The organism is Streptomyces thermoviolaceus (assembly GCF_045209695.1).
GTDB classification, from domain to species: domain Bacteria; phylum Actinomycetota; class Actinomycetes; order Streptomycetales; family Streptomycetaceae; genus Streptomyces; species Streptomyces thermoviolaceus.
On record NZ_CP109280.1, the window covers coordinates 2,780,137 to 2,802,281 of the forward strand.

General features: G+C 70.9%; 19 protein-coding genes and 3 pseudogenes. 10 read left to right on the forward strand and 12 right to left on the reverse strand.

All coding sequences use genetic code 11. The annotated features are described in order from the left end of the window. Positions 1 to 60: 60 nt before the first annotated feature. Complete coding sequence (locus OG899_RS12135; RefSeq protein WP_168131912.1) at positions 61 to 858, reverse strand: trans-aconitate 2-methyltransferase; 798 nt, start codon at positions 856 to 858, stop codon at positions 61 to 63. 97 nt (positions 859 to 955) lie between these two features. Here OG899_RS12135 and OG899_RS12140 point away from each other — a divergent pair, with 97 nt between their 5' ends. Next, positions 956 to 1,813, forward strand: coding sequence for a hypothetical protein (locus OG899_RS12140; protein ID WP_189427843.1), 858 nt, complete (start codon positions 956 to 958; stop codon positions 1,811 to 1,813). Here OG899_RS12140 and OG899_RS12145 read toward each other — a convergent pair. Both OG899_RS12145 and OG899_RS12150 read right to left on the reverse strand, forming a co-directional pair. Continuing rightward, positions 1,801 to 2,658, reverse strand: a complete 858-nt coding sequence (locus OG899_RS12145; RefSeq protein ID WP_168131914.1) for an aldo/keto reductase — start codon at positions 2,656 to 2,658, stop codon at positions 1,801 to 1,803. The genes OG899_RS12140 and OG899_RS12145 overlap by 13 nt on opposite strands. Further along, positions 2,592 to 3,353 (reverse strand): annotated as a pseudogene (locus OG899_RS12150) (JmjC domain-containing protein); the annotation flags it as partial. The pseudogene OG899_RS12150 and the gene OG899_RS12145, both read right to left, overlap by 67 nt. Positions 3,354 to 3,514: 161 nt before the next feature. On the opposite strand from OG899_RS12150, the gene OG899_RS12155 reads away from it, so the two are divergent. Then, a complete protein-coding gene (locus OG899_RS12155; protein WP_168131915.1) occupies positions 3,515 to 4,687 on the forward strand; it encodes a serine hydrolase domain-containing protein in 1,173 nt (390 codons plus the stop codon). A gap of 385 nt (positions 4,688 to 5,072) precedes the next feature. Next, positions 5,073 to 5,238: pseudogene (locus tag OG899_RS12160) on the forward strand (IS481 family transposase); the annotation flags it as partial. 4 nt (positions 5,239 to 5,242) lie between these two features. Here OG899_RS12160 and OG899_RS12165 read toward each other — a convergent pair. From OG899_RS12165 to OG899_RS12185, 5 genes are all read right to left on the reverse strand, one after another. After that, positions 5,243 to 5,566, reverse strand: coding sequence for a putative quinol monooxygenase (locus OG899_RS12165; RefSeq protein ID WP_125500714.1), 324 nt, complete (start codon positions 5,564 to 5,566; stop codon positions 5,243 to 5,245). A gap of 52 nt (positions 5,567 to 5,618) precedes the next feature. Further along, on the reverse strand, positions 5,619 to 6,443 hold the full coding sequence (locus OG899_RS12170) for an alpha/beta fold hydrolase (RefSeq protein ID WP_125500713.1): 825 nt from the start codon (positions 6,441 to 6,443) through the stop codon (positions 5,619 to 5,621). A 161-nt stretch (positions 6,444 to 6,604) separates the two neighbouring features. Continuing rightward, positions 6,605 to 8,584 (reverse strand): helix-turn-helix transcriptional regulator, encoded by a 1,980-nt coding sequence (locus OG899_RS12175; RefSeq protein ID WP_229813912.1) that lies wholly within the window; start codon positions 8,582 to 8,584, stop codon positions 6,605 to 6,607. Continuing rightward, positions 8,556 to 9,389 carry an ATP-binding protein gene (locus OG899_RS12180; RefSeq protein WP_229813910.1) on the reverse strand — a complete coding sequence of 278 codons (834 nt, stop codon included), beginning with the start codon at positions 9,387 to 9,389 and terminating at the stop codon, positions 8,556 to 8,558. The genes OG899_RS12175 and OG899_RS12180 overlap by 29 nt, the downstream gene beginning before the upstream one ends. A gap of 406 nt (positions 9,390 to 9,795) precedes the next feature. Beyond that, positions 9,796 to 10,611, reverse strand: coding sequence for a helix-turn-helix transcriptional regulator (locus OG899_RS12185; RefSeq protein WP_125499298.1), 816 nt, complete (start codon positions 10,609 to 10,611; stop codon positions 9,796 to 9,798). A gap of 78 nt (positions 10,612 to 10,689) precedes the next feature. Between OG899_RS12185 and OG899_RS12190 the strand changes: the two genes are divergently transcribed. Continuing rightward, positions 10,690 to 11,406, forward strand: coding sequence for an SDR family oxidoreductase (locus OG899_RS12190; RefSeq protein WP_125499297.1), 717 nt, complete (start codon positions 10,690 to 10,692; stop codon positions 11,404 to 11,406). Between the two features lie 330 nt (positions 11,407 to 11,736). On the opposite strand, the gene OG899_RS12195 is transcribed toward OG899_RS12190, so the two are convergent. Further along, positions 11,737 to 13,194, reverse strand: a complete 1,458-nt coding sequence (locus OG899_RS12195) for an aldehyde dehydrogenase family protein (protein WP_189427870.1) — start codon at positions 13,192 to 13,194, stop codon at positions 11,737 to 11,739. A 744-nt stretch (positions 13,195 to 13,938) separates the two neighbouring features. Here OG899_RS12195 and OG899_RS12200 point away from each other — a divergent pair. Further along, a complete protein-coding gene (locus OG899_RS12200) occupies positions 13,939 to 14,643 on the forward strand; it encodes a nucleotidyltransferase domain-containing protein (RefSeq protein WP_125499295.1) in 705 nt (234 codons plus the stop codon). A 43-nt stretch (positions 14,644 to 14,686) separates the two neighbouring features. Here the strand turns inward: OG899_RS12200 and OG899_RS12205 are convergent, their stop codons facing one another. Then, the gene (locus OG899_RS12205; protein WP_229813909.1) at positions 14,687 to 15,172 is read right to left on the reverse strand and encodes an ATP-binding protein; all 486 of its coding nucleotides are present in this window, start codon (positions 15,170 to 15,172) and stop codon (positions 14,687 to 14,689) included. A 246-nt stretch (positions 15,173 to 15,418) separates the two neighbouring features. Here OG899_RS12205 and OG899_RS12210 point away from each other — a divergent pair, with 246 nt between their 5' ends. The 5 genes from OG899_RS12210 to OG899_RS12230 all read left to right on the forward strand — a co-directional run bounded on the left by OG899_RS12210 (position 15,419) and on the right by OG899_RS12230 (position 20,781). Continuing rightward, a complete protein-coding gene (locus OG899_RS12210) occupies positions 15,419 to 16,336 on the forward strand; it encodes a helix-turn-helix transcriptional regulator (RefSeq protein ID WP_125499293.1) in 918 nt (305 codons plus the stop codon). Then, positions 16,296 to 16,430 (forward strand): DUF397 domain-containing protein, encoded by a 135-nt coding sequence (locus tag OG899_RS12215; protein WP_229814461.1) that lies wholly within the window; start codon positions 16,296 to 16,298, stop codon positions 16,428 to 16,430. Before OG899_RS12210 ends, OG899_RS12215 begins: the two co-directional genes overlap by 41 nt. 380 nt (positions 16,431 to 16,810) lie before the next feature. Beyond that, positions 16,811 to 17,839, forward strand: a complete 1,029-nt coding sequence (locus OG899_RS12220) for a hypothetical protein (RefSeq protein WP_406311024.1) — start codon at positions 16,811 to 16,813, stop codon at positions 17,837 to 17,839. Between the two features lie 286 nt (positions 17,840 to 18,125). Continuing rightward, positions 18,126 to 18,314, forward strand: coding sequence for a hypothetical protein (locus tag OG899_RS12225; RefSeq protein WP_125499291.1), 189 nt, complete (start codon positions 18,126 to 18,128; stop codon positions 18,312 to 18,314). Between the two features lie 964 nt (positions 18,315 to 19,278). Then, the gene (locus OG899_RS12230; protein ID WP_406311025.1) at positions 19,279 to 20,781 is read left to right on the forward strand and encodes a DUF4041 domain-containing protein; all 1,503 of its coding nucleotides are present in this window, start codon (positions 19,279 to 19,281) and stop codon (positions 20,779 to 20,781) included. A 78-nt stretch (positions 20,782 to 20,859) separates the two neighbouring features. Here OG899_RS12230 and OG899_RS12235 read toward each other — a convergent pair whose 3' ends face one another. Further along, positions 20,860 to 21,654, reverse strand: coding sequence for an ABC transporter permease (locus OG899_RS12235; RefSeq protein WP_406311026.1), 795 nt, complete (start codon positions 21,652 to 21,654; stop codon positions 20,860 to 20,862). After that, positions 21,651 to 21,933 (reverse strand): annotated as a pseudogene (locus tag OG899_RS12240) (ABC transporter); the annotation flags it as partial. The gene OG899_RS12235 and the pseudogene OG899_RS12240, both read right to left, overlap by 4 nt. Between the last annotated feature and the right edge of the window lie 212 nt (positions 21,934 to 22,145).

Genomic DNA, 22,145 nt, shown 5'->3' on the forward strand with positions numbered 1-22,145 from the left:
AGGGCATGTTGCGCGAGTCCATGATTGCCCTGTCCCAAAACACCTCTCGTGCCATCGCATTCACCTCCCGTTCCGCCGTCCGAAGCGAATCAGAAACTCGTTCTCCTCCGGGAAGGTGTCGTCCTCGCTGAAGTCCGCGAGACGCTCCTTGACCGCGATTTCAAATTCCGGCAGCCGGTCGCCGAAGAGGTGGGGTGCCGCAAAGGAGGTGGAGTAGAGGTAGCCGAGGATGCTCTCAGCGGTCCAGGTTCGGTGCACGGGAATCCGCGCCTCCACGACCCGGCCGAAGGGCGACTCCTCCAGGATCTCGCTGTACGGGCGGCTGTGGTGTTGAAAGGTGCCGGAACCGGCACGCCGTTCCTCGCCGAGAAACGTCTTGATGACATCCCGCACTGCCTCCTTCCAGGGGCTGGTCGCGGTCCAGAAGCTGCTGTCCCCGAGGATGGCCACGACACCGTCGGGGGCAACCTGGTCGTCCAGGCGAGCCAAGACAGCGGTCTGGTCGAGCCAGTGGAACGCGCGGCAGATCGTGACCAGGTCGGCCTTCCAGCCAGCGGGCGGCACGAAGTCCTCGGCGGCGCTCTCGACGAGCGACAGGCGCGTCCCTTCGGGCAGCTTCGGGCGCAGCGCCGACTCGGCCGCAGCCAGCATGCCGGCGTCGTTGTCGATGGCGATGATGTCGTCGAAGCGGCCGAGCAGCGCCTCAGCCACCAGTCCGGTCCCGGTGCCGATGTCCAGCAGGCGACGCTGGCCGCGGGACCGGTGCGGGGCAGCCTGGTCCAGGGCCCCTGCGACGTCTTCCGGGATGCCGGGGCGGAACTGACGGTAGTAGCTGGCGGTCCCAGCGAACAGGCTCATGTGATCTCCTCCCGTGAGCTACTGGATGTGACCGAACGTAGTGGTTGGTTTCTCGTGTTTGGCTACCTCGCGCTGCTCCGCTGCTACGGTCGCCTGTATGACGCTCTCGGTCTCCGCGAGTCAGACTGTTGACCTACGCGCGCAGCCAGTTGACGAGGTTCTGGATCGCGTGGCCCGGTCTCTGCAGGTGCGTTTTCTACCGGAAACGGTGGTGCGCAAGCGTCGGTCCGTAGGAGCACGGACCGACCGCGAGACCTGGGTCCGCATCGAGCGACGCTTGCTCGACAAGATCACCGATCAAGGGTGGAACGGCGCGGAGTGCGCCGCCCGCTTGGACGGCGTCGCCCAGCCGGCCTGGCGGGGGTGCCTGGTCTGGCGAGGCACGAACGAACAGGTGATGTGGCGGGCCGACGAAACTGACCTTTTGCCCGCCGCTCCAGTCGGAAACGCCATTCTGAGTGAGGCCCCGGAACTCTCGGACGAGTGGTGGGACGGGTTGAACGCCTCTCTGGACGCGCTGGCAGCGCACCAGACAAGGCGGATCGCCACACCCGACACCGAGACCATCACCCAGACGTCGGTCACCGAGGCCATTCGGGCTGTCTTTCCCGGCGATTTCGATACGACCGTCCAGCGTTGGGTGCCTGCCCACGCCGACCTGAACTGGGCCAACGTCACGGCGCCGGTGTTCAGCCTCTTCGACTGGGAGGACTGGGGGAACGCCCCACAGGGACTGGACTCGGCCTCGCTGTGGGCGAGCTCGCTTGCCGTCCCGTCTCTGGCCGATCGTGTACGGCAGGAGCGTCGGCGGGACTTCGAGAGCCGGGACGGCAGGCTGATGACACTGTTCGTCTGCTCGAAGATCCTTGGGCCGTACGCGCACCCTGAGGATCCTCGGTTGGAGCCTGCACAGCGCACGGCCGAGCAGGTCATCGAGGAGCTTCAAGCAGAGTGATCACGAGAGCGGTCGCGGAGGAGCTTCCGGTACTCCTGGACGGTCCGCTCCTCCACCTGGCCTGCCAGAGCTCCGACGAGTTCCCCCAAGTGGGTCGGCTCGTCGGTGCCCACGGCGATGGAGCCGACCCGCGGGAGATGGTAGGCGACTCTGAATGCTGCCTGGACGCGGGAGAGCCGACGGTCGTCCCGGAGGAAAAGGCGCGGGTCCAACCTGTCCCACACCGAGGCACTGGTGCTGCCCCCAAAGGGGCTCATCCCCCAGACGTCGCCACATCCCAGATTCCACGCATTGATGAGGTTGTCCGCCGCGGCCAGCGTTCTCGCGCCGACCAGCAAGCCGGCGCGCACCATGAGAACCGATGGCCTCGGCACGGTCAGGTCCACCACGCTCAGCACCGGTGACGGATCCCACGACGCGACCCCCCAGGCGCCGCACAGCCCCTTCGCTTTGGCGTCATCCAGGGCGGTGCACGCCGCTGCAAGCAGATCCTTGTGGTGCGGGACAGCTTTCCGGAGCGAGTCTTCCGGGTTGTGCAGGAACACCATGTCCGGCTCCCGCCCCAGGTTCTTAGCCGCCTCCTCCACGGCCGAGTACAGCCGCGTGGGATCCAGGGAGTGCTCCGCCCCGTCGGGCTCCTGGAAGTAGCCGACCTTCGTGGAGACCGTGAACTTCGGCAGCAGGTCACCGGCCGTCCGAGCCAGGACCTGGTGCGAGCGGAAGTCGAGGTAGTTGGTGCTGGTGTCGAGCGCGGTGACGCCCAGGTCCAGCGCCCCGGTCAGGAGCCGGCGTTCGTGACGAGACCGGTGTAGCCCAAGGACAACTCGGGGGTCAGGACCGCGCACAGCTCCTCCTTCACCAGGATCTCGGCGACCTCCACCACTTCGGCCCCTGCGACGGCCGCGGCCTGTTCCAGCACGACCGGCCTGCCGCTCAACAGCAGACGCAGCGCCGGCAGGGCCTTGGCCGCGAGGGTCAGCCTCTTCCCCGAGGCCAGGACATCGACGGTCTCCCCGCTCTCCCGTATCCGGGGAGGGAAGTGGGTGGTGCACACGACGGCGTCGAGCGGCCCGAGGATGTCGAGGAACGGCACATGCCTGGGCAGGGTCGTCTCCTGCTCGTACGCGGTCAGATAGTCGGCCGGGGAGCGCTTGCCGAGCAGTGCCGTGGCGGCCTCGGTCAGAGCCGCGCTGTCGGGATCGTGCCAGCGGTCCAGATCGTGCCTGAAGATCTCGTGCTCACGGCTCCAGTCGGCTAGCCAGGCGAGCCAGCTTGCGCCGGTGCGCTTGGTGATGCCGAACGTGACGTGGAGGCTCTTCCCCGAGCCGCTGCCAGTCCTGGTCGCCTGGTGCCAATGGCCTCGGGGGATGTGCATGACGTCACCGGTCCGCATCACTCCGGACCAGATGATCTCGTCGCTCGGGATGGTGTTGGGGTCGGAGTCCCGGTACATGGGGACCTTGCGGGAAGCCGCGCGCACCTCCCATTCCTTCTCGCCAGCCAGCTGCACGATCACGACGTCGTGGTCGTCCGCCTCAAGGAGTTCTCCACACGGCTGGAGCCGCACAAGTCCGTCCCCTCCGTGTGCGAGTTCCGGGAGCGCCTGCAGGAACTGTCCGTCGCCGTTTGACATCGACCGTCTCACCATCAGGGTGAGCCCGTCTCGGTGAAGAGGGCTGCAAGACTGCCAGGATGGCCGACATGACGACGATCTACGGTGAGGTGGCATCAGGGTTCGAGCCAGTGCGGGCGGCGTTCATGGAGAACTTCACCCAGCACGGAGACCTCGGCGCGGCGGTGTGCGTGTACCGGAACGGCCGACCGGTGGTGGACCTGTGGGGTGGCGTGGCCGACGCCGAAACCGGTCGTCCCTGGACACGCGACACGCTGCAACTGGTCTACTCGGCGACCAAAGGCGCGACCTCGACCATGGCGCACATGCTGGTCGAGCGCGGAGCACTCGACCTGGACGCGCCCGTCGCGAAGTACTGGCCGGAGTTCGCCGCGAACGGCAAGGCGGACATCCTGGTGCGCTGGCTCCTGTCCCACCAGGCCGGCCTGGTCGCGCTGGACCAGCCGGTGCCGTTGAAGGATGCGCTGGCCTGGCACCCGATGGCGGCGGCACTGGCCGCGCAACGCCCCCTCTGGACTCCGGGCACAGCGCACGGCTACCACGGCCGGACCTGGGGCTGGCTAGTCGGCGAGGTGATCCGACGGGTGTCAGGCCGCTCACCGGGCCGCTTCTTCGCCGACGAGATCGCGGCCCCGCTGGGCTTGGACTTCTTCATCGGCTTGCCCGCCGGCGAGCGCGATCGAGTCAGCCGCATGGTGTACCAGCGGCCGGACGTCGACCTCACCACCCTGCCCACCGAGTCGGTGCCCGAGGAACTCCGCGAGCAGGTCGCCGCATGGCGGGACCCGAACTCATTCAGCAACAGGGCGTACGCCGTCACCGACCCGCCCGAGATCGACTTCGACTCACCGGAGGTGCAGGCCGCGGAGCTCCCGGCCTCCAACGGCATCGGCACCGCACGCGCTCTTGCCCGCATGTACGCCGCGCTGATCGGCGAGGTGGACGGCGTGCGCCTGCTCTCCCCGGACGCCCTGGCGTCAGCGACCGAGGAGCAGGCCAGCGGGAAGGACCAGGTCATGCTGATCCCCAGCCGCTTCAGCGCCGGGTACATGCTGCCAACCGAGAGCAACCCGATGATCGGGCCGAGCTCTTTCGGCCACACCGGCCGAGGGGGGTCACTCGCCTTCGCCGACCCGGAACACGGTGTTGCTTTCGCCTACGCGATGAACCGCGTCATCGGAGGCGGTGACGATGTGCGTGCCGCTTCGCTGGTCGCTGCGATACGAGAGTCACTGCTGTAGTCGACTCGGAGTGGCAGCGATGCAGCAACCCGGGGGCGTCCGGCCGCTCCGACCGCCACGCAAACTTACCTTCTGCAATGTCGCTCGCGGATTCGATGCAGGAGCGAACGGCAGTCACAGCGGCAGGCGCTGGGAGAATTCTGGGAGATGATCTTCTCCCGGAGACCACGCGAGCCCAAGCCACACCAACCCATACCAAGCGTCTGACCTGCACGTTTAGAAAATACACAGGTGATGATCACGCCCGAACCTCATTCGGGACGAAGAGGTCGTGGGTTCAAATCCCGCCACCCCGACACTGGTCAGAGGCCCATTCGCGATCACGTGAATGGGCCTCTGAGTGTGTCCGCGGCAGCGCAGTACAGCAACCGTTACGGCTCTCGCCGACCGCACCCTGCTCGACGCGTGGGCTCACCGGCGGCCCTACGCGAGCGACGACGAACGCACGAGCCGCTCCGGCGGACTTCCCGCACACCTGCACCCACCGCCGCTGCCACACCGCTCTCGGCGGCCGGCCACCGATCAGCCGTGGGAACAGCCCTGGGGGCAAGACACCTAGTGGGCGGGGCGGAACGGACGCAGCAGGCGGATGCCGTCCTCGATGGTTCCGTCGATCAGTTCGAGCATCTGCGGGACGAGTTCCCGCATCCGGGGCGCGGCGAGGTGGGCGTCGAGGTGGGCACGGGTCTCCCAGCGTTCGTAGATGACGAATCGGCCGGGCGCGCCTTCGACTTCGTGGGCCTCGTAGTCGATGTTGCCGGGGTCGTTGCGTGAGGGGGTGACGGCGGCGGTGATGAACGCCTTGAGGTCGGCTTCCCTGCCCGCTTTGGCCTTCGCCTCCCAGACGACGGTCACGTAGCCGGTGGGTGTCGCAGTCATGGTGTTCTCTCTGTTCCGTGCTGACGGGCCGTGTGTCGGTATCGAGCCGGTGTCAGCTCTCGATGAAGTCGAGCAGGTCGGCGTTGACGGTGTCGGCGTTCACGGTGCACATGCCGTGCGACAGCCCCGGGTAGACCTTCAGACGCGCGTTCGCGACCAACCTGATCGCCTTCTCGGCGGAGTTGGCGATCGGGACGATCTGGTCGTCGTCGCCGTGCATGATGAGCGTGGGCACGTCGATCGCCCGGAGGTCGTCGGTGAAGTCGGTCTCCGAGAACGCCTTGATCCCCTCGTAGTGCGCCTGCGCGCTGCCGGTCATTCCCTGGCGCCACCAGTTCTGGATGACGCCCTGGGAGACGTCCGCGCCCGGGCGGTTGAATCCGTAGAACGGCCCGGAGGCGAGGTCGAGGTAGAACTGGGAGCGGTCGGTGGCCACGGCCTCGCGGAAGCCGTCGAAGACCTCGGCCGGCAGCCCTGACGGGTTCGATGCGGTCTGCACCATGAGCGGCGGAACCGCTCCGATGAGGACGGCCTTGGCGACCCGCCCGGCACCGTGCCGGGCAACGTACCGGGCGACCTCTCCACCACCGGTGGAGTGGCCGACGTGGACGACGTCGCGCAGGCCCAGGTGCTCCACCACGGCGGCGGCGTCCGCCGCGTAGTGGTCCATGTCGTGCCCGTGGCCGACCTGGGCGGAGCGCCCGTGACCTCGGCGGTCGTGGGCGATGACACGGTAGCCCCGCCGGACGAGGAACAGCATCTGGGCGTCCCAGTCGTCCGAGCTCAACGGCCAGCCGTGGTGGAACATGACCGGCCGGCCGGTGCCCCAGTCCTTGTAGAAGATGTCGGTCCCGTCGCTGGTGGTGACGAACGGCATGGTCTGCTCCTCGTGGTCCCGCCCGGCTTCCGGGCGGTTGTCGATGTCTCCACGAGCATCGCCCGGCCACCGGGCCGACAGCCTCCGTCAGCTGACTGACATCCGGCCGACGGCCCGCTCACGTCAGTACCGGGACAGCGCTGGGACCCGACCGGCAGCCGTCACCGCCGGGTGGCCGACGAGTCGGCAGGCAGCGCATCCAGAGCGTCGCGGAGCTCGGCCCGCGATGTGATCCCCAGCTTCGGGAACGCACGGTAGAGGTGCGACGCCACGGTCCGCGGCGAAAGGAACAGCCGCGACGCGATCTGCGGGTTGGACAGGCCCGTCGCCGCCAGTCTGGCGACCGCCAGCTCCTGCGGGGTGAGGGTCTCACCGGCCTTGCCCCGGCCGGTCCGCGTCATGCCGGTGGCGCGCAGCTCCGCCGCGGCCCGGGCTTCCCACGAACGGGCCCCGAGCTCCTCGAAGCGGCTGCGGGCGGCGGCCAGCTGCCCCCGGGCGTCACGGATGAGTCCTTGCCGGCGAAGCGCTTCGCCGTACGCCAGACGAGCACGGCCGGCCTCGAAGGCCCACTGCTCGACGCCCGGCAGAGCGAGCGCCTCCTCGAAGCACCGGGCCATGTCCTCGGCAGCCGCGGTCATCGCCGTGACCGTGGCCACGCTCAGCGCGAACCGCGACGAGAGGTGACCGACACCGGCGTCGCGCAGCGCGTCCGCGTGCCGTCGCGCCTCCGCGTGCCGCCCGGAGCGCACGGCGGCCTCGACGAGGTCCGGCGCGGACCAGACGGCCTCGGGGTTGAACGGCGGCAGCACACCCGGGGCGCAGATCGCCGTGGCGTGCCGGAACGCCGTCTCGAAGTCGGCGGCGCCCAGGGCCGCCCGAGCCGCCGCCTGGTGGGCGCAGTTCTCCAGCCGCCACAGGCCCCTGGGAGCCGACCACCCCCAGACGGCCTCGCAGTGCTCCCGGCACGTGTCGAGGGCGCCGCGCTGGGCCGCGGCCATCGCAGCGACGTAGTGCCCCACCTGGGCGAACAGGTGGTACCCCGTCTCCTCGGACAGGGTGATGAGCTCGTCCGCGGCGCCGGCCGACGCCTGCCAGCGGCCGGTGTACAGGTCGTCCAGGGCGACGAACATCAGCGCCGGCATGCTCGACCCCACCGCGCCGCCGTCGCGTACGACCCGGGACACGGCCTCGCGACAGCCCGGAAGCCGGTCGAGGTACGAGGCGGTCAGGGCGGTGCGGATGACCGCGTCGGCATCGCTCCGGTCCCTCAGCCGCGCGATCTCCTCGTCCAGGCGGCGCAGCATGCCGTCGGTGACGGAGCCGAGGTCGTGGTGGACGCGCCCCAGCGACGCCGCGGCGGCGGGCGCCGCCTCGGGGAGGCGGGCGAGCACGTCGACCAGAGGCTGCCAGTGCTCAGGCCGGCCCGAGTACTGGCTGGCGAGGGTGAGCGTGAACAGCGCGGTCTCCAGCTCGCCGGACGGCGGATCGGGGGTCACCGGTGCCCGACCGACCACGTCCGTCAGCAGCGCGTGGGCGGTGTCGGCGTCGCCCTCCGTGACGAGCACCAGGAAGCCGGCCGTCGCGGCCGCCGAGAGCGACCGTGCCGCGGGATCGCCCTCGACCTCACGCATGATCTCGTGACTGACCTCCAGATGACCTGCGACCCAGGCGGCGGCGTAGGCGGCCTGCGACAGGCGGCGCCTGCGATCCGCTCGATCGGGGCTCAGCTCGGCCGCGCGCCGCAGTCTCGCTATCGCACCGTCGGCGTCACCGCGTCGCAGGCTGCTCCGGGCCGCCGACTCCACGACGGCGGCGACCGCCTCGTCGGGCGCCGCCGTGGCTCTCGCGAGGTGATCACCGCGCCGTTCGGGCTGGTCGGCCAGCGCATCGGCCAGCCGGCGGTGGGCGTCGCGCCGCTGCTCACCGGTGGAGCCGTCGACCACCGCGGACCTGACCAGCGGATGCCTGAAGCGCACCGCGCGGCCGTTCTCCGTGACGGTGACCAGGTGGTCACGCTCCGCGGGAGCGAGTTCCTCGAGGCTGCCCGGCCCGCCGGCCGCCTCGAGGACGCCGATGTCGCCGGAGCCCTCGAGAGCCGCGAGCAGCAGGACCTCACGCGTGACCCGCGGCAGTCGTCCCACGCGGGCGCCGTACAGAGCGCGGACCCCCCCGCCCCGGGCCGCTCGCCCGCCCCTCCCCATCACCGTGCCGGTCGCCGGACACCCCGGTGGACCCGGCGAACTCGAGCAGCGCCAGGGGGTTGCCCTGCGCCTCGTGGGCCACGGTCGACAGAACCCGGCGGGGAAGGTGAGCGAAGCGTCGGGACAGCAGCCGCAGGGCGTCCGCGTCACCCAGTGGTGCGACCTCGAGCTCCGGCAGACCGGTGGGCCGGAAGGACTCCCCGGGCTCCGCCCGCTGCGCTCCGAGCAGCCCGATGCGGCGGCCTCCCAGTCTTCTGGCGACGAAGAACAGCGCGGCCCGGCTCGCCTGGTCGACGACATGAAGGTCATCGACCACGAGGAGCAACGGCCGCTCCTTCGCGGCCTCGTCGAACACGGACAGTGCCGCGTTCAGGACGGCGATCCGGCTCGGCGCGGGACCGGCGCCCAGGCCGAGGGCGACCTCGAGGGCCTGACGCGTGGACCGTGGCAGACGACCGAACTCGTCCGGCAGCGAACCGACGAGCTGATGGAGCCCGGCGAAGCTGATGTCCGTCTCGTACTCGACACCGCTGCCGCGGACGACCCGCGCCCCCTTCGCCACCGCCAGCTCGGCGGTCGCGTCCAGGAGTGCGGTCTTCCCCACGCCCGGATCACCGGTGAGCAGCAGGACCGCTCCGTCCGTCCCGGCCCTGTCCAGGAATGCCGCGAGCTCGGCCAGCTCGCCCTCCCGGCCGACCAGCTCGGTCGGGCCGATGCCCATGCCTGTCGCTGACTTCGCCCACATCCGCCGCGCCCCTCGTTCCGCCTCGCGAAGCAGTCGAAACACTGGCGACGCGCTTGACCAGGAAGTATCGCACCCGTCGGCAAGGGGAGCCGGAAGCCGTCTGCGTCGCCGACACCCGCAGCTCCCGAACGAAGATCACGCAGCACACCCGTCGGGCGCCGCAGCCCCACCGCGACGACGGCACCAAGGACGCACGGATCACCCGTGCCGGTCTTCCTCCCGCCCGGCGAGGGCCGGACGACACGGTCGCCTCCGCCCGCGACCGCCCTCTCGTCGCCGTCCTCCGAAGCAGGCGGCGTGGAAAGCCTCGGCACCGAGGCGGGTCACAAGGCCCCGTGCACGTACACGTGCACGAGAAGGTCCGACGCCTCGTGATCGTCGGCGGGGCCTGTGCGCCTCCTTCGTCTCAGGTCGCTTGCCCGGCCAGCCTGCGCAGGGCCCGTTCAGTGGGCGATCCGGGGTCGGCCGTCATCAGGACGACCTCCTGGTCGTCCTCGGGCACGAGCAGGACGTCGCAGTTCAACCGCAGCGCGCCGGCCTCCGGATGGACCAGGGTCTTGGTGCGGTGCCCGGGAGCGTGGACCGGACGCGTCTGCCACATCTGCCGGAACTCCTCGCTGCCGTCGTGCAGTTCGGCCAGAAGGGCGGCCAGCTGCGGGTCGTGCGGGTAGCGGTCGGCGGCCCGGCGCAGCCGCGCCACCGCGATGTGCCCGAAGTCCTCGGAGCTGGAGCTCTCGTACGTCCGTGGCCGGCCCAGGAAGCGGTGGCGGGCCAGGTTCATCGTCCCGTCCCCGAGGTCGGCGCCGAGCAGTGCCCGGGCCAGGGGGTTCCAGGCGACGACGTGGTATGCCGCGTCGGTGACGACGGCACCGGTCTCCGGCAGCCGCTCCAGCATCCGGGCCACGTGCGGGCGCACCCGCCGCACGACCCTGGTGCCGGGCGGCGCGCTGGAACCCGCCAGGCGGAACAGGTGGCTGCGCTCGGCCGGTGTGAGCCGCAGCGCGCGGGCCAATGCGTCCAGGATCCGGGCCGACGGCCGCGGTCCCCGGGCCTGCTCCAGCCGCGTGTAGTAGTCGACCGACATGTGGGCTAGCTCCGCCACCTCCTCACGGCGCAGCCCCGGTGTCCGGCGGGCGGTGCCCGTCACCGTCAGGCCGAGCTCGTGCGGGCGCAGGGCCGCCCGGCGGTCCCGCAGGAAGTGGGCCAGCTCCTGCCGTGCCATGCCGCCTTCGCTCTCCTCCCGCTGCCTGGTACAGACTGTCCCTGGCCGGGCGCCTGCGCACAGGGAAGCGTGGCCGCCATGAACGCACGCACAGCTCTGGTCACCGGTGCCAACAAGGGCATCGGCAAGCATATTGCCCGGCTTCTGGCCGCCGAGGGCCTCACCGTGTACGTGGGCTCCCGTGACCCCGGGCGCGGGCAGCGGGCCGTCGAGGAGATCGGCGCCGGGGCCCGCCTGCTGGTCCTCGACGTGAGTGATCCCGACGGCATCGCACAGGCCGCGGCTCAGGTGGACCGCTTGGACGTGCTGGTCAACAACGCCGGCATCTCGCTGTCGCTCGCTGCGCCGTCCGACACCGGCGTCGAGGAGCTCCGGCGCACCTACGAGACCAACGTCTTCGGGGTAGTGGCGGTGACCAATGCCTTCCTGCCGGCCCTGCGCCGGTCGCCGCGCCCGCGCATCGTCAACGTCTCCAGCGGCACCGCATCGCTGACCTGGAGCACCAACCCCAACCCCCAGTTCACCCCGGGAAGCGGAGGCGCCGCCGCCTACCGGTCGTCCAAGGCCGCCCTCAACGCCCTCACCGTCCTGTACGCCCAGACGCTGGCCCCCGAGGGCGTCAAGGTCAACGCGCTCGCTCCTGGCCTGCGGGCCACTGATCTCACCCCCGGGGCCGCCGCTGCCGGCGGCGACCCGGCCGAGGCCGCCCAGGGCGCCGTCCGCCTGGCCCTGCTGCCGGACGACGGACCCACCGGTGGCTTCTTCTCCTGGGACGGGACCCCCGTGCCCTGGTGACGCGTCGGCCGGGCGCCGGGGACGGGTGCTCCGGCGGTGGGTGACCCGTCCCCGGCGCATCCGGCTGCGGAGGATCTGCTGCTCCGGTCCGAGCCGGCCGTGGACGTACCGGAGAACGCCGTGGACGTACCGGAGAACGCCGTGGACGTACCGGACAACGCCGTGGACGTACCGGGGAACGTCGTCAGCGGCGCACACCCGTGCCGCAGCAGCCGGTGCCTGGCTTCCGCCCGTTCCTCGGCCGAAGCGAAGCCGAGGCGAGGGTGCACCCTTCCGGGGCAGCAGGGCTGCCCGGCGCCCAGGTGGGCGCCGGGCCGGGTGATGATCCGATCAGTGGGCGGACTGGGTGTGGTCCTGCTCCACGTACACCTTGAGCGCCTGGAACTCCTCGATCGCTCGCGGGCCGCACAGATAGCCGTACCCGCTGCCCTTGACGCCGCCCTCCTCGAAGTCCTCGCTGATGGCTCCCCAGGTGTTGATCCATACCGTGCCGGTGCGGATGCGCCGGGCGATCCGGCGGGCCTTCATCGAGTCCGCGCTGAACACCGAGGCGGCCAGGCCGTAGATGGTGGCGTTCGCCTTGGTCACGGCGTCGTCCTCGTCGTCGAAGATCTCGAACGTCTGGACCGGACCGAAGACCTCCTCCTGCACGATCGGGACGTCGGTGCGGTCCACCTCGATCAGGCTCGGCCGGTAGAAGGCTCCGGCGGCCAGCGGGCCGTCGGTGACCACACCGCCGCGCAGCAGCACCGTGCCGTACGAGGCGGCTTCCTCCACCATCGCGTCCACCCGCTGGGCGGACGCCCGGTCGATCACCGGCCCGAGCTGCGCCTTCTCGTCGTCGCCCGAGCCCAGCCGCACCTGCGCGAGCGCGTCGGTGAGCCGAGTGCGCACCTGGTCGGCGATGTCGCGGTGCACCAGCACACGGGAGCCGGTGCAGCAGAACTGCCCGTTCATCAGCACCAGCGACTGCACGACCGTCGGGATCACCATGTCCAGATCGGCGTCGGGAAGGATCACCATCGGCGCCTTGCCGCCCAGCTCCAGACCGAGCCGCTTGAGCGTGGTGGAGGCCGCGGCCGCGATGCGGCGCCCGACCGGTGTGCTGCCGGTGTAGTTGATCACGGCGACCTCGTCCGAGGAGACCAGGAACGGGGCCCCGGTGTTGCCGGACTCGGTGAAGACGTTGACCACGCCCGGCGGGATCTCCGTGACGGAGGCCAGGACCTGCGCGAAGAGCTCATTGGTGAGCGCCGTCTGAGCCGGAAGCTTGACCACGACGGTGCAGCCGGCGGCCAGCGCGGGGCCCAGTGCCCGCACGGTCAGCATGATGGGGGAATTCCAGGGAGAGATGATCCCGGCGACACCGAGCGGCTCGGGCACCGAGTGGGTGTACTGGCCGGGTCCCGTCTCGGCGGCGCGTCCGGCGTTCTGGGTGCGCGCAGACGCCGCCGCGTACCGCAGCCACCCGACCGCACCGCTGACCTCCCACAGGGTTTCCGGCAGCAGTTTGCCGTTCTCCCGGGACAGCATGGCCGCGATCTCCGGTACCCGGGCCTCGAGGGCGTCGGCCAGCCGGCCGAGCGCGGTCGCCCGAAGCGAGGGGGTGTGCGCCCATTCGGTGGTCTCGAACGCGGCTGCGGCGGCGTCCACGGCAGCCGAGGCCTCCGCCTCGCCACCGTCGTAGAACGAGCCGACGACCGTGCCGTCGGCCGGGTTGATCGATTCCAGAACCGAGCCGGAGCCGGTCCACCGTCCGTTGATCCAGTGCTGCGCGATGGTGTTGATGGTCCGCTCCTCGTGGTCGCCCGGGTACCGGGGGGGATTCGATGTCTCCACGAGAATCGCCCGGCCACCGGGCCGACAGCCTCCGTCAGCTGACTGACATCCGGCCGACGGCTCGCTGGCGTCAGTACTGACGCCGGAAGGCGGCCTCGTCGGCTCGTCGCGCAGCGCGCCTCGCGCCCGCACCAGCGGAGGGTGGGGCCGGGAACGAACGCGACGTGAGTGGGTGGGGTCACGCACGCGTCGTCTCGGCCGTGGCCGAGGCAGCGCCTCCCGGACGGGCATCCCGTCCCACGGGGACCTGCTGATGAAGTGGTGCAGACTCTGCTCGGGTGCAGACTCTGCTCGGCGGCCGGCCCGCCCCCATGCGGGGCGATGTTCCGGATGGACTTGCGTCCCCGGGTGCTCAGCAGCCCGCGCAGATACTGCCCGCCTTTCTGCCGCTGGTCACGCCGGGCCCACGAGGCGAACAGCACATCGGCCAGCTCTCGAGCCGACCCCCCACACCTCCCTCGTCCCACCGGAGTCGAGACCGCTGACGGCCGGATCACCGCTGCCGCCGAGCCTCAGGCGGGACGTCGACGCACTGCGCCCGGAACGAACGTCCCTGCCTGACTCGAACACGAGATGCCCCCGTGCCCGTGCTGCCGTGCCGTCGCCGCTTCGCCGCAGCGGTCGTCGACATCCGGTCTGGCAGCCCGCGGAAAACCGCATGCGCTCCGGAGGGGTGACGCCGATAGTGGGCGTATGGACCCGATCGAGGCCGCACGTGCCGTCGTCGACGAACACCACCCCGAGGCGCGCGCCGCGTTCCTGGGCGGCAGTGTCGTGACGGGGCGCCGTACGGCAACGTCGGACCTGGACGTCGTCGTCCTGTTGCACGGAGCCCCGGCCCCGTACCGCGCGAGCCTGCGGTATTCCGACTGGCCGGTGGAGATGTTCGTGCACACCGAGGGGACATGGCACGCCTACGCCGAACGGGAGCTGCGCCGGCGCCGGTCACCGCTGCTGTGGATGTGTGCCCACGGAGTGCTGCTCTTCGACACCGACGGACTCGGAGCGCGCATCGCGGCACAGGCCAGGAAACTGACCGCCGCAGGACCGCCCGCTGCCCCGGCCGAGGAGATCGACGACCGGCGCTACGCCCTCACCGACCTCCTGGACGACCTCGCGGGAAGCGACGATCCGAGCGAGCGTCTGTTCATCGCGACCGAACTGGTCCGCCGGACCGGCGAGCTGGCGCTGGCTCTTGCCGGATCCTGGAACGGCACCGGGAAGTGGCTGGCACGTTGTCTCGAGAAGGCCGCGCCAGGGCTCAGCACGCGCCTGCGGAACGGTGTGAACGAGGTACTGGCCGGGAGAGTGGAGCCTCTCACCGCAGTTGTGGAGGAAGTGCTCGGGCAGGCCGGCGGCCGGTTGTGGGTCGGGTACCACCGTCCTGGGACTTCCTGAAGGTTCTCGCACCGCTGGTGCCTGTTGCCGTCGGTGTGTGCCGTCATCTCTCGCATTCGTGACGCCCCCGACCACCCGTCGCCCCCACGCACACCTCCGCCCACACCGTCTTCCCCAAGGGCACCCGGGGCAGCGTTCCCCAGCGCACGGCCAGCGCGTCCACCAGGAGCAGGCCCCGGCCGGATTCGCCGTCGGGGAAGGACGAAGGCGGGCCCGCGGGTGGGCGCTTCGTGGTGGCGGCGTCCGCGATCTCGATGCGGACCAGGTGGGTTGCCGGGTCGAGGGTGAGGCGGAGGGTGAAGTCGCGGCCGGGGAGCCGGCCGTGTCGGACGGCGTTCGCAGCGAGTTCCGCGACGACGAGCGCGACCGTGGACGACGCGTCGGACGTCGGCGGGTAGCCCCACTCCTCCATGTGCCGGACAGCGACATGCCGGGCGAGCCGCGCACCTCGCGGCGAGGAGACGAACTGCCTGGCGAGAGCGGGTGGTTGCTGTTTTCCCGCTTCGCAGGGGGAGGCCGTGTCCGTCACGAGGGGTGTGGTGGTCCGGCGGTGCGGCCGGCCTTCCGGGGTGGTCGTTCCTGTCAGCACGGCATGTCCGTTTCTGTCTGTCGAGCTTGGTGCTTTCCGTGACGCACACGGATCGTCACGTTCCGTACACAAGAGTCGTCCGGTCGCCCTAGGCTCAACAGGCGACAGAGGCTTACTTTTCGACCCGTAAGGGATGGACGTGACGTCATGGCCAACGGAATCGATCCCCTCGACCCCAGTGCGTCGATGGCGGCCCTCTTCGGAGCGCGGGTGCGCAAGCTGCGGCTGGCGGCCGGGCTGACCCAGGTCGAGCTGGGCGAGATGGTGCATGTGGTGGGCACGCGGATCACGCAGATCGAGCGGGCGTCCGGCGCCAGACCGACGCTGGAGCTGGCGCGTGCGCTGGATGTGGCGCTGGGGGCGGACGACCTGCTGGTGGAGCTGTGGCCGTTCGTGTACCGGGAGGCGTTTCCGGACTGGTCGCGGAAGTTCATGGAGTACTCGGAGCGGGCGGTGGCCGTCCGCGAGTACGCCGCTCATGTGGTTCCGGGTCTGTTGCAGACGGAGGACTACGCGCGGGCGGTGCTGAGAGTCGGCCGGACACTGGGCAGCGCCGAGCAGTTGGAGGAGCGGGTCGCTCTGCGCATGGGGCGGCAGCAACGCCTCGGCAGCCCCGATCGTCCCGAGCTGTGGGTGGTGCTGGACGAGGCGGTGCTCAGGCGTCCCGTCGGTGGACAAGCCGTCATGCGCGAGCAGTTGGCGCGGCTGCTCAGGACGGCGACGGAACCGCACATCACCGTACAGGTGCTGCCGTTCGACCAGGGCGAGCACGATGTGATGGGCGGCTCGCTCACGGTGCTCACCATGCCGGACGGCACGGAGATCGCCTACACGGAAGGCGCGCATTACGGCCAACTCGTCGAGGATCCGGACGAGGTCAGGAGCTTCGCACTGACCTACGATCGGCTCAGGGCGGCAGCGCTGCCCCCGCTCATGTCGCTCGACATGATCCGTTCCGTGAGGGAGGACAACCACCGTGGAGCGAAAGTCCCGTCCCGATCTGACCGGCGCCGTCTGGCGCAAGAGCAGCTACAGCAATCAGGAGGGCGGCAACTGCGTGGAGGTGGCCGACGGATTCCACGGGGCCGTCGTCCCCGTCCGTGACAGCAAGGTCCCGCACGGTCCGGTGCTGTGCTTCGAGACTTCCGCCTGGACAGCCTTCATCGGTGGAGTGAAGACCGGGCACCGCCCCTCCTGAGGTCCTCGGGGTCCTCGGGCCGTCTCCCGAGGCCGCTTCCTGGGGCCGTTCCCCGGGGCCGTCTCCGAGGCCGCCGGGTGCCGGTCGCCGTCCGTCTTCCGGGCTCACCGGGTCCTTGTCCGCGAGGGCCCGGCGCGCCACCGACCTCCTGGAAGAACCGGGGGGAAGAACTACCCACCCGCCCACCCTCCCCGCCGGGAGGCCGCGCCGAAGCCCGCTTCATCTATCCGGGTGACCAGCTTGCAGGGGCAGGATGCGGGCCGTTACGTTCGCCGCGACAAACCAGACAACACCCCAACAACCCCACACAGATAACGGCCCCCGGCCGGGACCGGCATCCCGATCGAGGGCCTGACCGATCAGGAAGCAGGACCTTCCCGATGGCTGCCCCGAAGTCTAACGCGCCCCTGCGCGCCGACACCGGACTTCCGACCTCCGGTGTGATCCACGTCCGCACCCGGCTCACGGCCGACTTCACCGTCCTCTCCAACGCCCTCGCCCGGCGACGCGGCAGCGCCGTCACGGTCGGCGTCGCGGCCTACATCGCCTCCCTGCCCGACGGCACCCCCGTGACCATCGCCGCACTGTGCGACCACTTCAGCGAGGGCGAGATCCTCATCTCGCGGGCGCTGAGGGACCTGGAAGCAGCCGGGTACCTGGAGCGCCGCCGCGAGCGGACATCCACCGGGCAGGTCCGCACCCGGACGTACTTCTACGACGTCCCCGGCGGCGACAGCAGCACCGATCCGGGCAGGCCACCGCAGCCGCCGCGCCCGCCGAAGCCTCCCCGGCCGCGCAAGCCGCCTGCCGCCGAGAAACCGACGCCCACCGGCGAGAACGCCACGCCCACCACTGAAGCGGCCCCCGCGGCCCCCGCGACCACCGCGCCCGCCCCGGCCCCAGCCCCAGCCCCTGCCCCAGCTCCCGCGTCTGTTCCTGTTCCTGCTCCTGTTCCTGCTCCCGCCTCCGCCTCCGCTTCCGCTGCGGCCCCGTCTCAGGGCCCCGTATCCCTTTCCGACGCCGACCCTCGGGCGGTCGCCGTGCTGGCCTCGCTCCGCCGCGTCGATCCGCGTCTCGTCCTGTCCGAGAAAGAGGCCGCACGCCTGGCACCGGCCGTCGCTCAGTGGCTCGCGGCCGGCCTCGCACCGCAGCAGATCACCGCACAGCTGACCACCGGACTCCCCGACCACTTCCTCGCCCGCCCGGCAGGCATCCTCGCCTACCGCCTCCGGGAAACACCCCTGCCCGCACCGCCTCCGCGCCCGCTCGACGACCAGGGCGCGCCCCGCCCGGCCGTCCCCCCGCCCTTCCAGACCTGCGACGGCTGTGAGCGGGCGTTCCGCGCACACGCACCCGGACGCTGCCGCGACTGCCGTCGGACCGAAGGCAGCCCGTCCGTCGCCGCCTGACCGGCAGCGGCCACCGGAGCGCCCGGCCGGCGGACCACGGGGTGGCACCGGGGGTACCAGGTGCACGGCATCTGCCGGGCGTCGGCCCGGCGCAGGCAGGCGCACTCCACTCTCAGCAGCGGCCCTACCTGTGGAAATGCGTCTGTCCAGCGAGTCGCGCCCCGCCCGCGACCACCCTCGACTTCACCCGAATGGAGCACTGTGTGCACTGTGGCGCGCCACCCACATGGGTGAAGGCCACGCTGGCTAGTGCCCCACTCGAGGCAACCCGCGAAAGGGGATCCACATGCGTATTCGGCGCATCCTCACCGCCGTCGTCGCCGCGGCAGCCTTCGCCGGACTCGGTCTGACCGGCGCCACCGCCGCCTTCGCCGAGAGCCTCACCCCGGGTGAGTGCGAGCAGGCCGGTGGAACGGTCGACTGGAACACCCAGACCTGCAAGGGCGGTTCGAAAGCCGGGCAGATGGTCGACTGATCGGCTGAACCTCATCGGCGTCGCCCCGCAGCCCCGCGCTGCGGGGCGCTCCCACGTGGTCACGGCCCCGGCAGGCGGTGTGGCACCAGCTCCTTACCCGCCGGGGACCTGCTCCCCCGCCCGCCAGGGACCTGCTCCCCCGCCCGCCAGGGACCTGCTCCCCCGCCCGCCAGGGACCTGGCGCGCGTCCGGCGGACATCGTGGCCCGGGTCCGCCGGCCTCGCTCCGCCGCGTCGATCCGCGTCTCGTGCTGTCCGAGAAAGAGGCCGCATGCCTGGCACCGGCCGTCGCTCAGTGGCTCGCCGTCGGTGTCACACCCCGACAGATCACCGCACAGCCGGCCACCGGACTCCCCGGCCCCTTCCTCACCCACCCGGCAGGCATCCTCGCCTACCGCCTCCGGGAAACACCCCTGCCCGCACCGCCCCCGCGCCCCTTCACAGGAAACGCGCCCCGCTCGGCCGTACCCCGCCCTTCCAGACCTGCGACGGCTGTGAGCGGGCGTTCCGCGCACACGCACCCGGACGCTGCCGCGACTGCCGTCGGACCGAGGGCAGCCCGTCCGTCGCCGCCTGATGGCGGGCGGGCCTCGGGCCGCTGGTCCGGGACTCCGGCGGCCTGTCGGCCTGCCGGCTCTGGGGAAGGCGCGGCGCGCGGAGGGGCGCGCGGTCGTCCGCACAGAGTGAGCCTCAGGCGCGCCGCCGCACGAACGTCACGAAGTGATATATGCGGATGTTCGAGTGGCTGTCCGTCCAGAGAATGTCACTCTACGTTTGCCGCGATCATCAGGCGCCCGGTGAGCTGGGGGAGCTTCGGGGGCGCAGGGGGGTGGGATATGACTGCGTACCGCTTCAATCCGCCGCCGGGATGGCCTGTGCCACCCCCGGGATGGGTGCCGCCGCCCGACTGGCGGCCCGACCCTTCGTGGCCCCCGATGCCGGCGGGTTGGCAGCTGTGGGTTCCCGTGGCCGACTCCCCCGCCGACACCCTCGCAGTCGGCCCCGCCGCGGGGACCGCCGTGGTGCCGCCGCCCCGGAAAGGCGGGCTGTTCGGGCGTCGGCGTGCGGACGCCACGTCGGAAGCCGAGGAACTGCGCGCGTGGATCACGAGGACTCAGGGGCTCGACGCCGCACGGGTCGCCGGTCTGGTGCGACAGGTCGAGGCGGAAGCCGCCGCTCTGCGTGAGAGGGCGCTCGCCGAAGCCACCGAGGAGGCCGAGGGGATCGTCAGGGACGCGCGCGAGACGGCGAAGGAGATCCTCGGGGACGCGCGTCGGACGGCGAAGGAGACCGACCGCATCCGCAAGGAGGCCGACCGGCTCCGCAAGGAGGCCGACCGGCTCCGCAAGGAGGTCTTCGACGCCGAGCGGCGGCTTGCCGAACTGCAGAGCCGGATCGTCAACGCCGACGAGACCGCCCTGCTGCAGGAGGTAGGGATCTACGCCTACCGGCACGCACTGCACGACGCGCTCGCCTACCGCAGCCGGCTCGAGACGCTGCAGAGCGAGATCAAGGCGCTCGCCCGCGCGGGGCGCGCCGTTCAGGCGGCCACGGACTGGACGGTCAACGGCTCCAAGCGCGAGGGCCAGAAGATGGTCCGCGACTTCTCCAAGCTCATGCTGCGCGCCTACAACGCGGAGGCCGACTACGCCGTGCGGTCCATGCGGCCGCACCGGCTGAACTCCCTTGTGGACCGGCTGTACAAGAGCCGCGAGACGATCGCCAAGCTGGGTGCCACGATGCACATCCGGATCACCGACGAGTACCACAACGCGCGGGTCCGGGAGCTGGAGCTGACCGCCGACTTCCTGCAGAAGAAGGAAGAGGAGAAGGAGGCCCAGCGCGAGGAGCGTGCCCGGCAGCGCGAGGAGGCGGCGGTCCAGCGGGAACTCGAGCGGCAGCGCGAAAAACTCGACAAGGAGTTCAGCCACTATCAGGCGGCGCTGGAACGCCTGCGCGATCGCGGTGACGAAGCGGGGATCGCGGAGCTGGAAGCCAAACTGGCAGAGATCGAGGACGCGCTGCAGGACGTGGAGTCGCGCAGAGCGAACATCCGCGCCGGCTATGTGTACGTCATCTCGAACATCGGCGCCTTCGGCGACCGCGTGGTGAAGATCGGCATGACCAGACGGCTCGAACCGCTCGAGCGCATTCACGAGTTGAGCGGCGCGGCAGTGCCTTTCCGCTTCGATGTGCACGCACTGATCTTCAGCAACGACGCGGTCGGACTGGAGACGGAGCTCCACCGGCACTTCGCGGCGCAGCGCGTCAACAAGGTCAACAACCGGAAGGAGTTCTTCTACGCCACCCCGGCAGAGGTGCGCGATGCGCTGCAGCGGTTCGCCGGACAACACCTGATCGAGTTCACCGAGGAACCCCAGGCACTGGAATGGCGGGCCGGCCGGCACTCGGACGACGCCGGTACGCCGGCCGCGGGTGCGGGAGGAGCCGCAGGCCGGACGACATGACGCACAACGCCTTCGTTCCGGTCGTGGCCCCGTGAGGTGTGCCCCTCAGGGTCGGTTACGTCCCGGCGCGCGCTCCCGCTACTTCGGGTCGCGGGCGTACAGCGAGGTGGACCAGAGGTGGCCGAGGACCGCCAGGGCCAGGCACCAAGCCACGGCGGGCCAGCCGTTGTGGCCGATCCCGGTGCCGAGGAGCAGGCCGCCCAGGGTCTCGATGGCCGGGGTGAAGGGCTGGTACTCGGCGATGGGCCGGAACCAGCCCGGCATCGCGTCCACCGGGACGAAGGCGCTGGACAGCAGCGGGAGGATCATCAACGGCAGGGCGTTGTTGCTCGCGGCCTCGGGGTTGGCGCTGGACAGGCCCATGCCCACCGCGATCCAGGTGAGGGCCAGGGAGGCGAGTGTCAGCAGTCCGATCGCCGGCAGCCACTCCACGGCGGTGGCATCCGTGGTGCGGAAGCCGATCGCCACCGCGACCGCCCCGACGAGCAGCACGCTCATCATGCACCGCAGCACACTGCCCACGACGTGCCCGATGAGCACCGCCCCACGGTGGATCGCCAGCGTGCGGAAGCGGGCGATGATGCCCGCGGTCATGTCCATGGTGACGGAGACGGCGCTGCCGATCGTGGTGCTGCCGATGGTCAGCAGCAGGATGCCCGGGACGAGATAGGCGACGTACTCGGAGCGGTCCGCTTCGCCGCCCCCCCCGATGCCGGCACTCATCACGTCGCCGAAGACGTAGACGAAGAGCAGGAGCAGCAGGACCGGCGTGAGCAGCAGGTGCAACGTCAGTGACGGATAGCGGCGGGGGTGCAGGAGGGTGCGCCGCAGCATCGTGGACGAGTCGCGCACGGCGAGGGCGAGGGAGCTCATCGGGTGGTCTCCTCGGTCGGGTGGGGCACGCCGTCGGTGCCGGTCAGGGCGAAGAACACGTCGTCCAGATCCGGTGTGCACGGTCAGTTCGCCGGCCTCGACACCGGCTGCGTCGAGGCGGTCGAGGAGCAAGCGCAGGGCGCGCTGGCTGCCGTCGCTGGGGATCTGCAGGGTGAGGGCCGCGTCGTCGCGCTGTGGCGCGTGCAAGGCGGACGCGGCGTTCTCGTAGGCCACGGAGTCGGCGAAGCGGAGGCGGACGTGGCCTCCGGGGACCAGCCGGGGCGAGCGCGCCGGTGGTCAGGGTGAGGACGCCGGCGAGGGCCGCCCCGAGGCGACGCCGGGTGGGTCTTGGCGGGTGCATGGCAGCTTGCGGGTGCGCAGCTTCCTCCGATTGGTGCGCGGGTGACGAGGAAAGAGATGAAGAGCGTGAAGGGGGAGGAGACCGGAACCGGGGTGGGCCGTGAGCCGTGGGTTGCGGTGCGGCCGGAGGC

What these genes read in the sequence shown, in the direction of transcription:
- OG899_RS12185 (WP_125499298.1), bottom strand. Translation starts at nt 10,611, where the DNA reads ATGGCACGGCAGGAGCTGGCCCACTTCCTGCGGGACCGCCGGGCGGCC.
- OG899_RS12155 (WP_168131915.1), top strand. Translation starts at nt 3,515, where the DNA reads ATGACGACGATCTACGGTGAGGTGGCATCAGGGTTCGAGCCAGTGCGG.
- OG899_RS12235 (WP_406311026.1), bottom strand. Translation starts at nt 21,654, where the DNA reads ATGAGCTCCCTCGCCCTCGCCGTGCGCGACTCGTCCACGATGCTGCGG.
- OG899_RS12165 (WP_125500714.1), bottom strand. Translation starts at nt 5,566, where the DNA reads ATGACTGCGACACCCACCGGCTACGTGACCGTCGTCTGGGAGGCGAAG.
- OG899_RS12225 (WP_125499291.1), top strand. Translation starts at nt 18,126, where the DNA reads ATGCGTATTCGGCGCATCCTCACCGCCGTCGTCGCCGCGGCAGCCTTC.
- OG899_RS12200 (WP_125499295.1), top strand. Translation starts at nt 13,939, where the DNA reads ATGGACCCGATCGAGGCCGCACGTGCCGTCGTCGACGAACACCACCCC.
- OG899_RS12170 (WP_125500713.1), bottom strand. Translation starts at nt 6,443, where the DNA reads ATGCCGTTCGTCACCACCAGCGACGGGACCGACATCTTCTACAAGGAC.
- OG899_RS12220 (WP_406311024.1), top strand. Translation starts at nt 16,811, where the DNA reads ATGGCTGCCCCGAAGTCTAACGCGCCCCTGCGCGCCGACACCGGACTT.
- OG899_RS12180 (WP_229813910.1), bottom strand. Translation starts at nt 9,389, where the DNA reads ATGTGGGCGAAGTCAGCGACAGGCATGGGCATCGGCCCGACCGAGCTG.
- OG899_RS12210 (WP_125499293.1), top strand. Translation starts at nt 15,419, where the DNA reads ATGGCGGCCCTCTTCGGAGCGCGGGTGCGCAAGCTGCGGCTGGCGGCC.
- OG899_RS12140 (WP_189427843.1), top strand. Translation starts at nt 956, where the DNA reads ATGACGCTCTCGGTCTCCGCGAGTCAGACTGTTGACCTACGCGCGCAG.
- OG899_RS12190 (WP_125499297.1), top strand. Translation starts at nt 10,690, where the DNA reads ATGAACGCACGCACAGCTCTGGTCACCGGTGCCAACAAGGGCATCGGC.
- OG899_RS12135 (WP_168131912.1), bottom strand. Translation starts at nt 858, where the DNA reads ATGAGCCTGTTCGCTGGGACCGCCAGCTACTACCGTCAGTTCCGCCCC.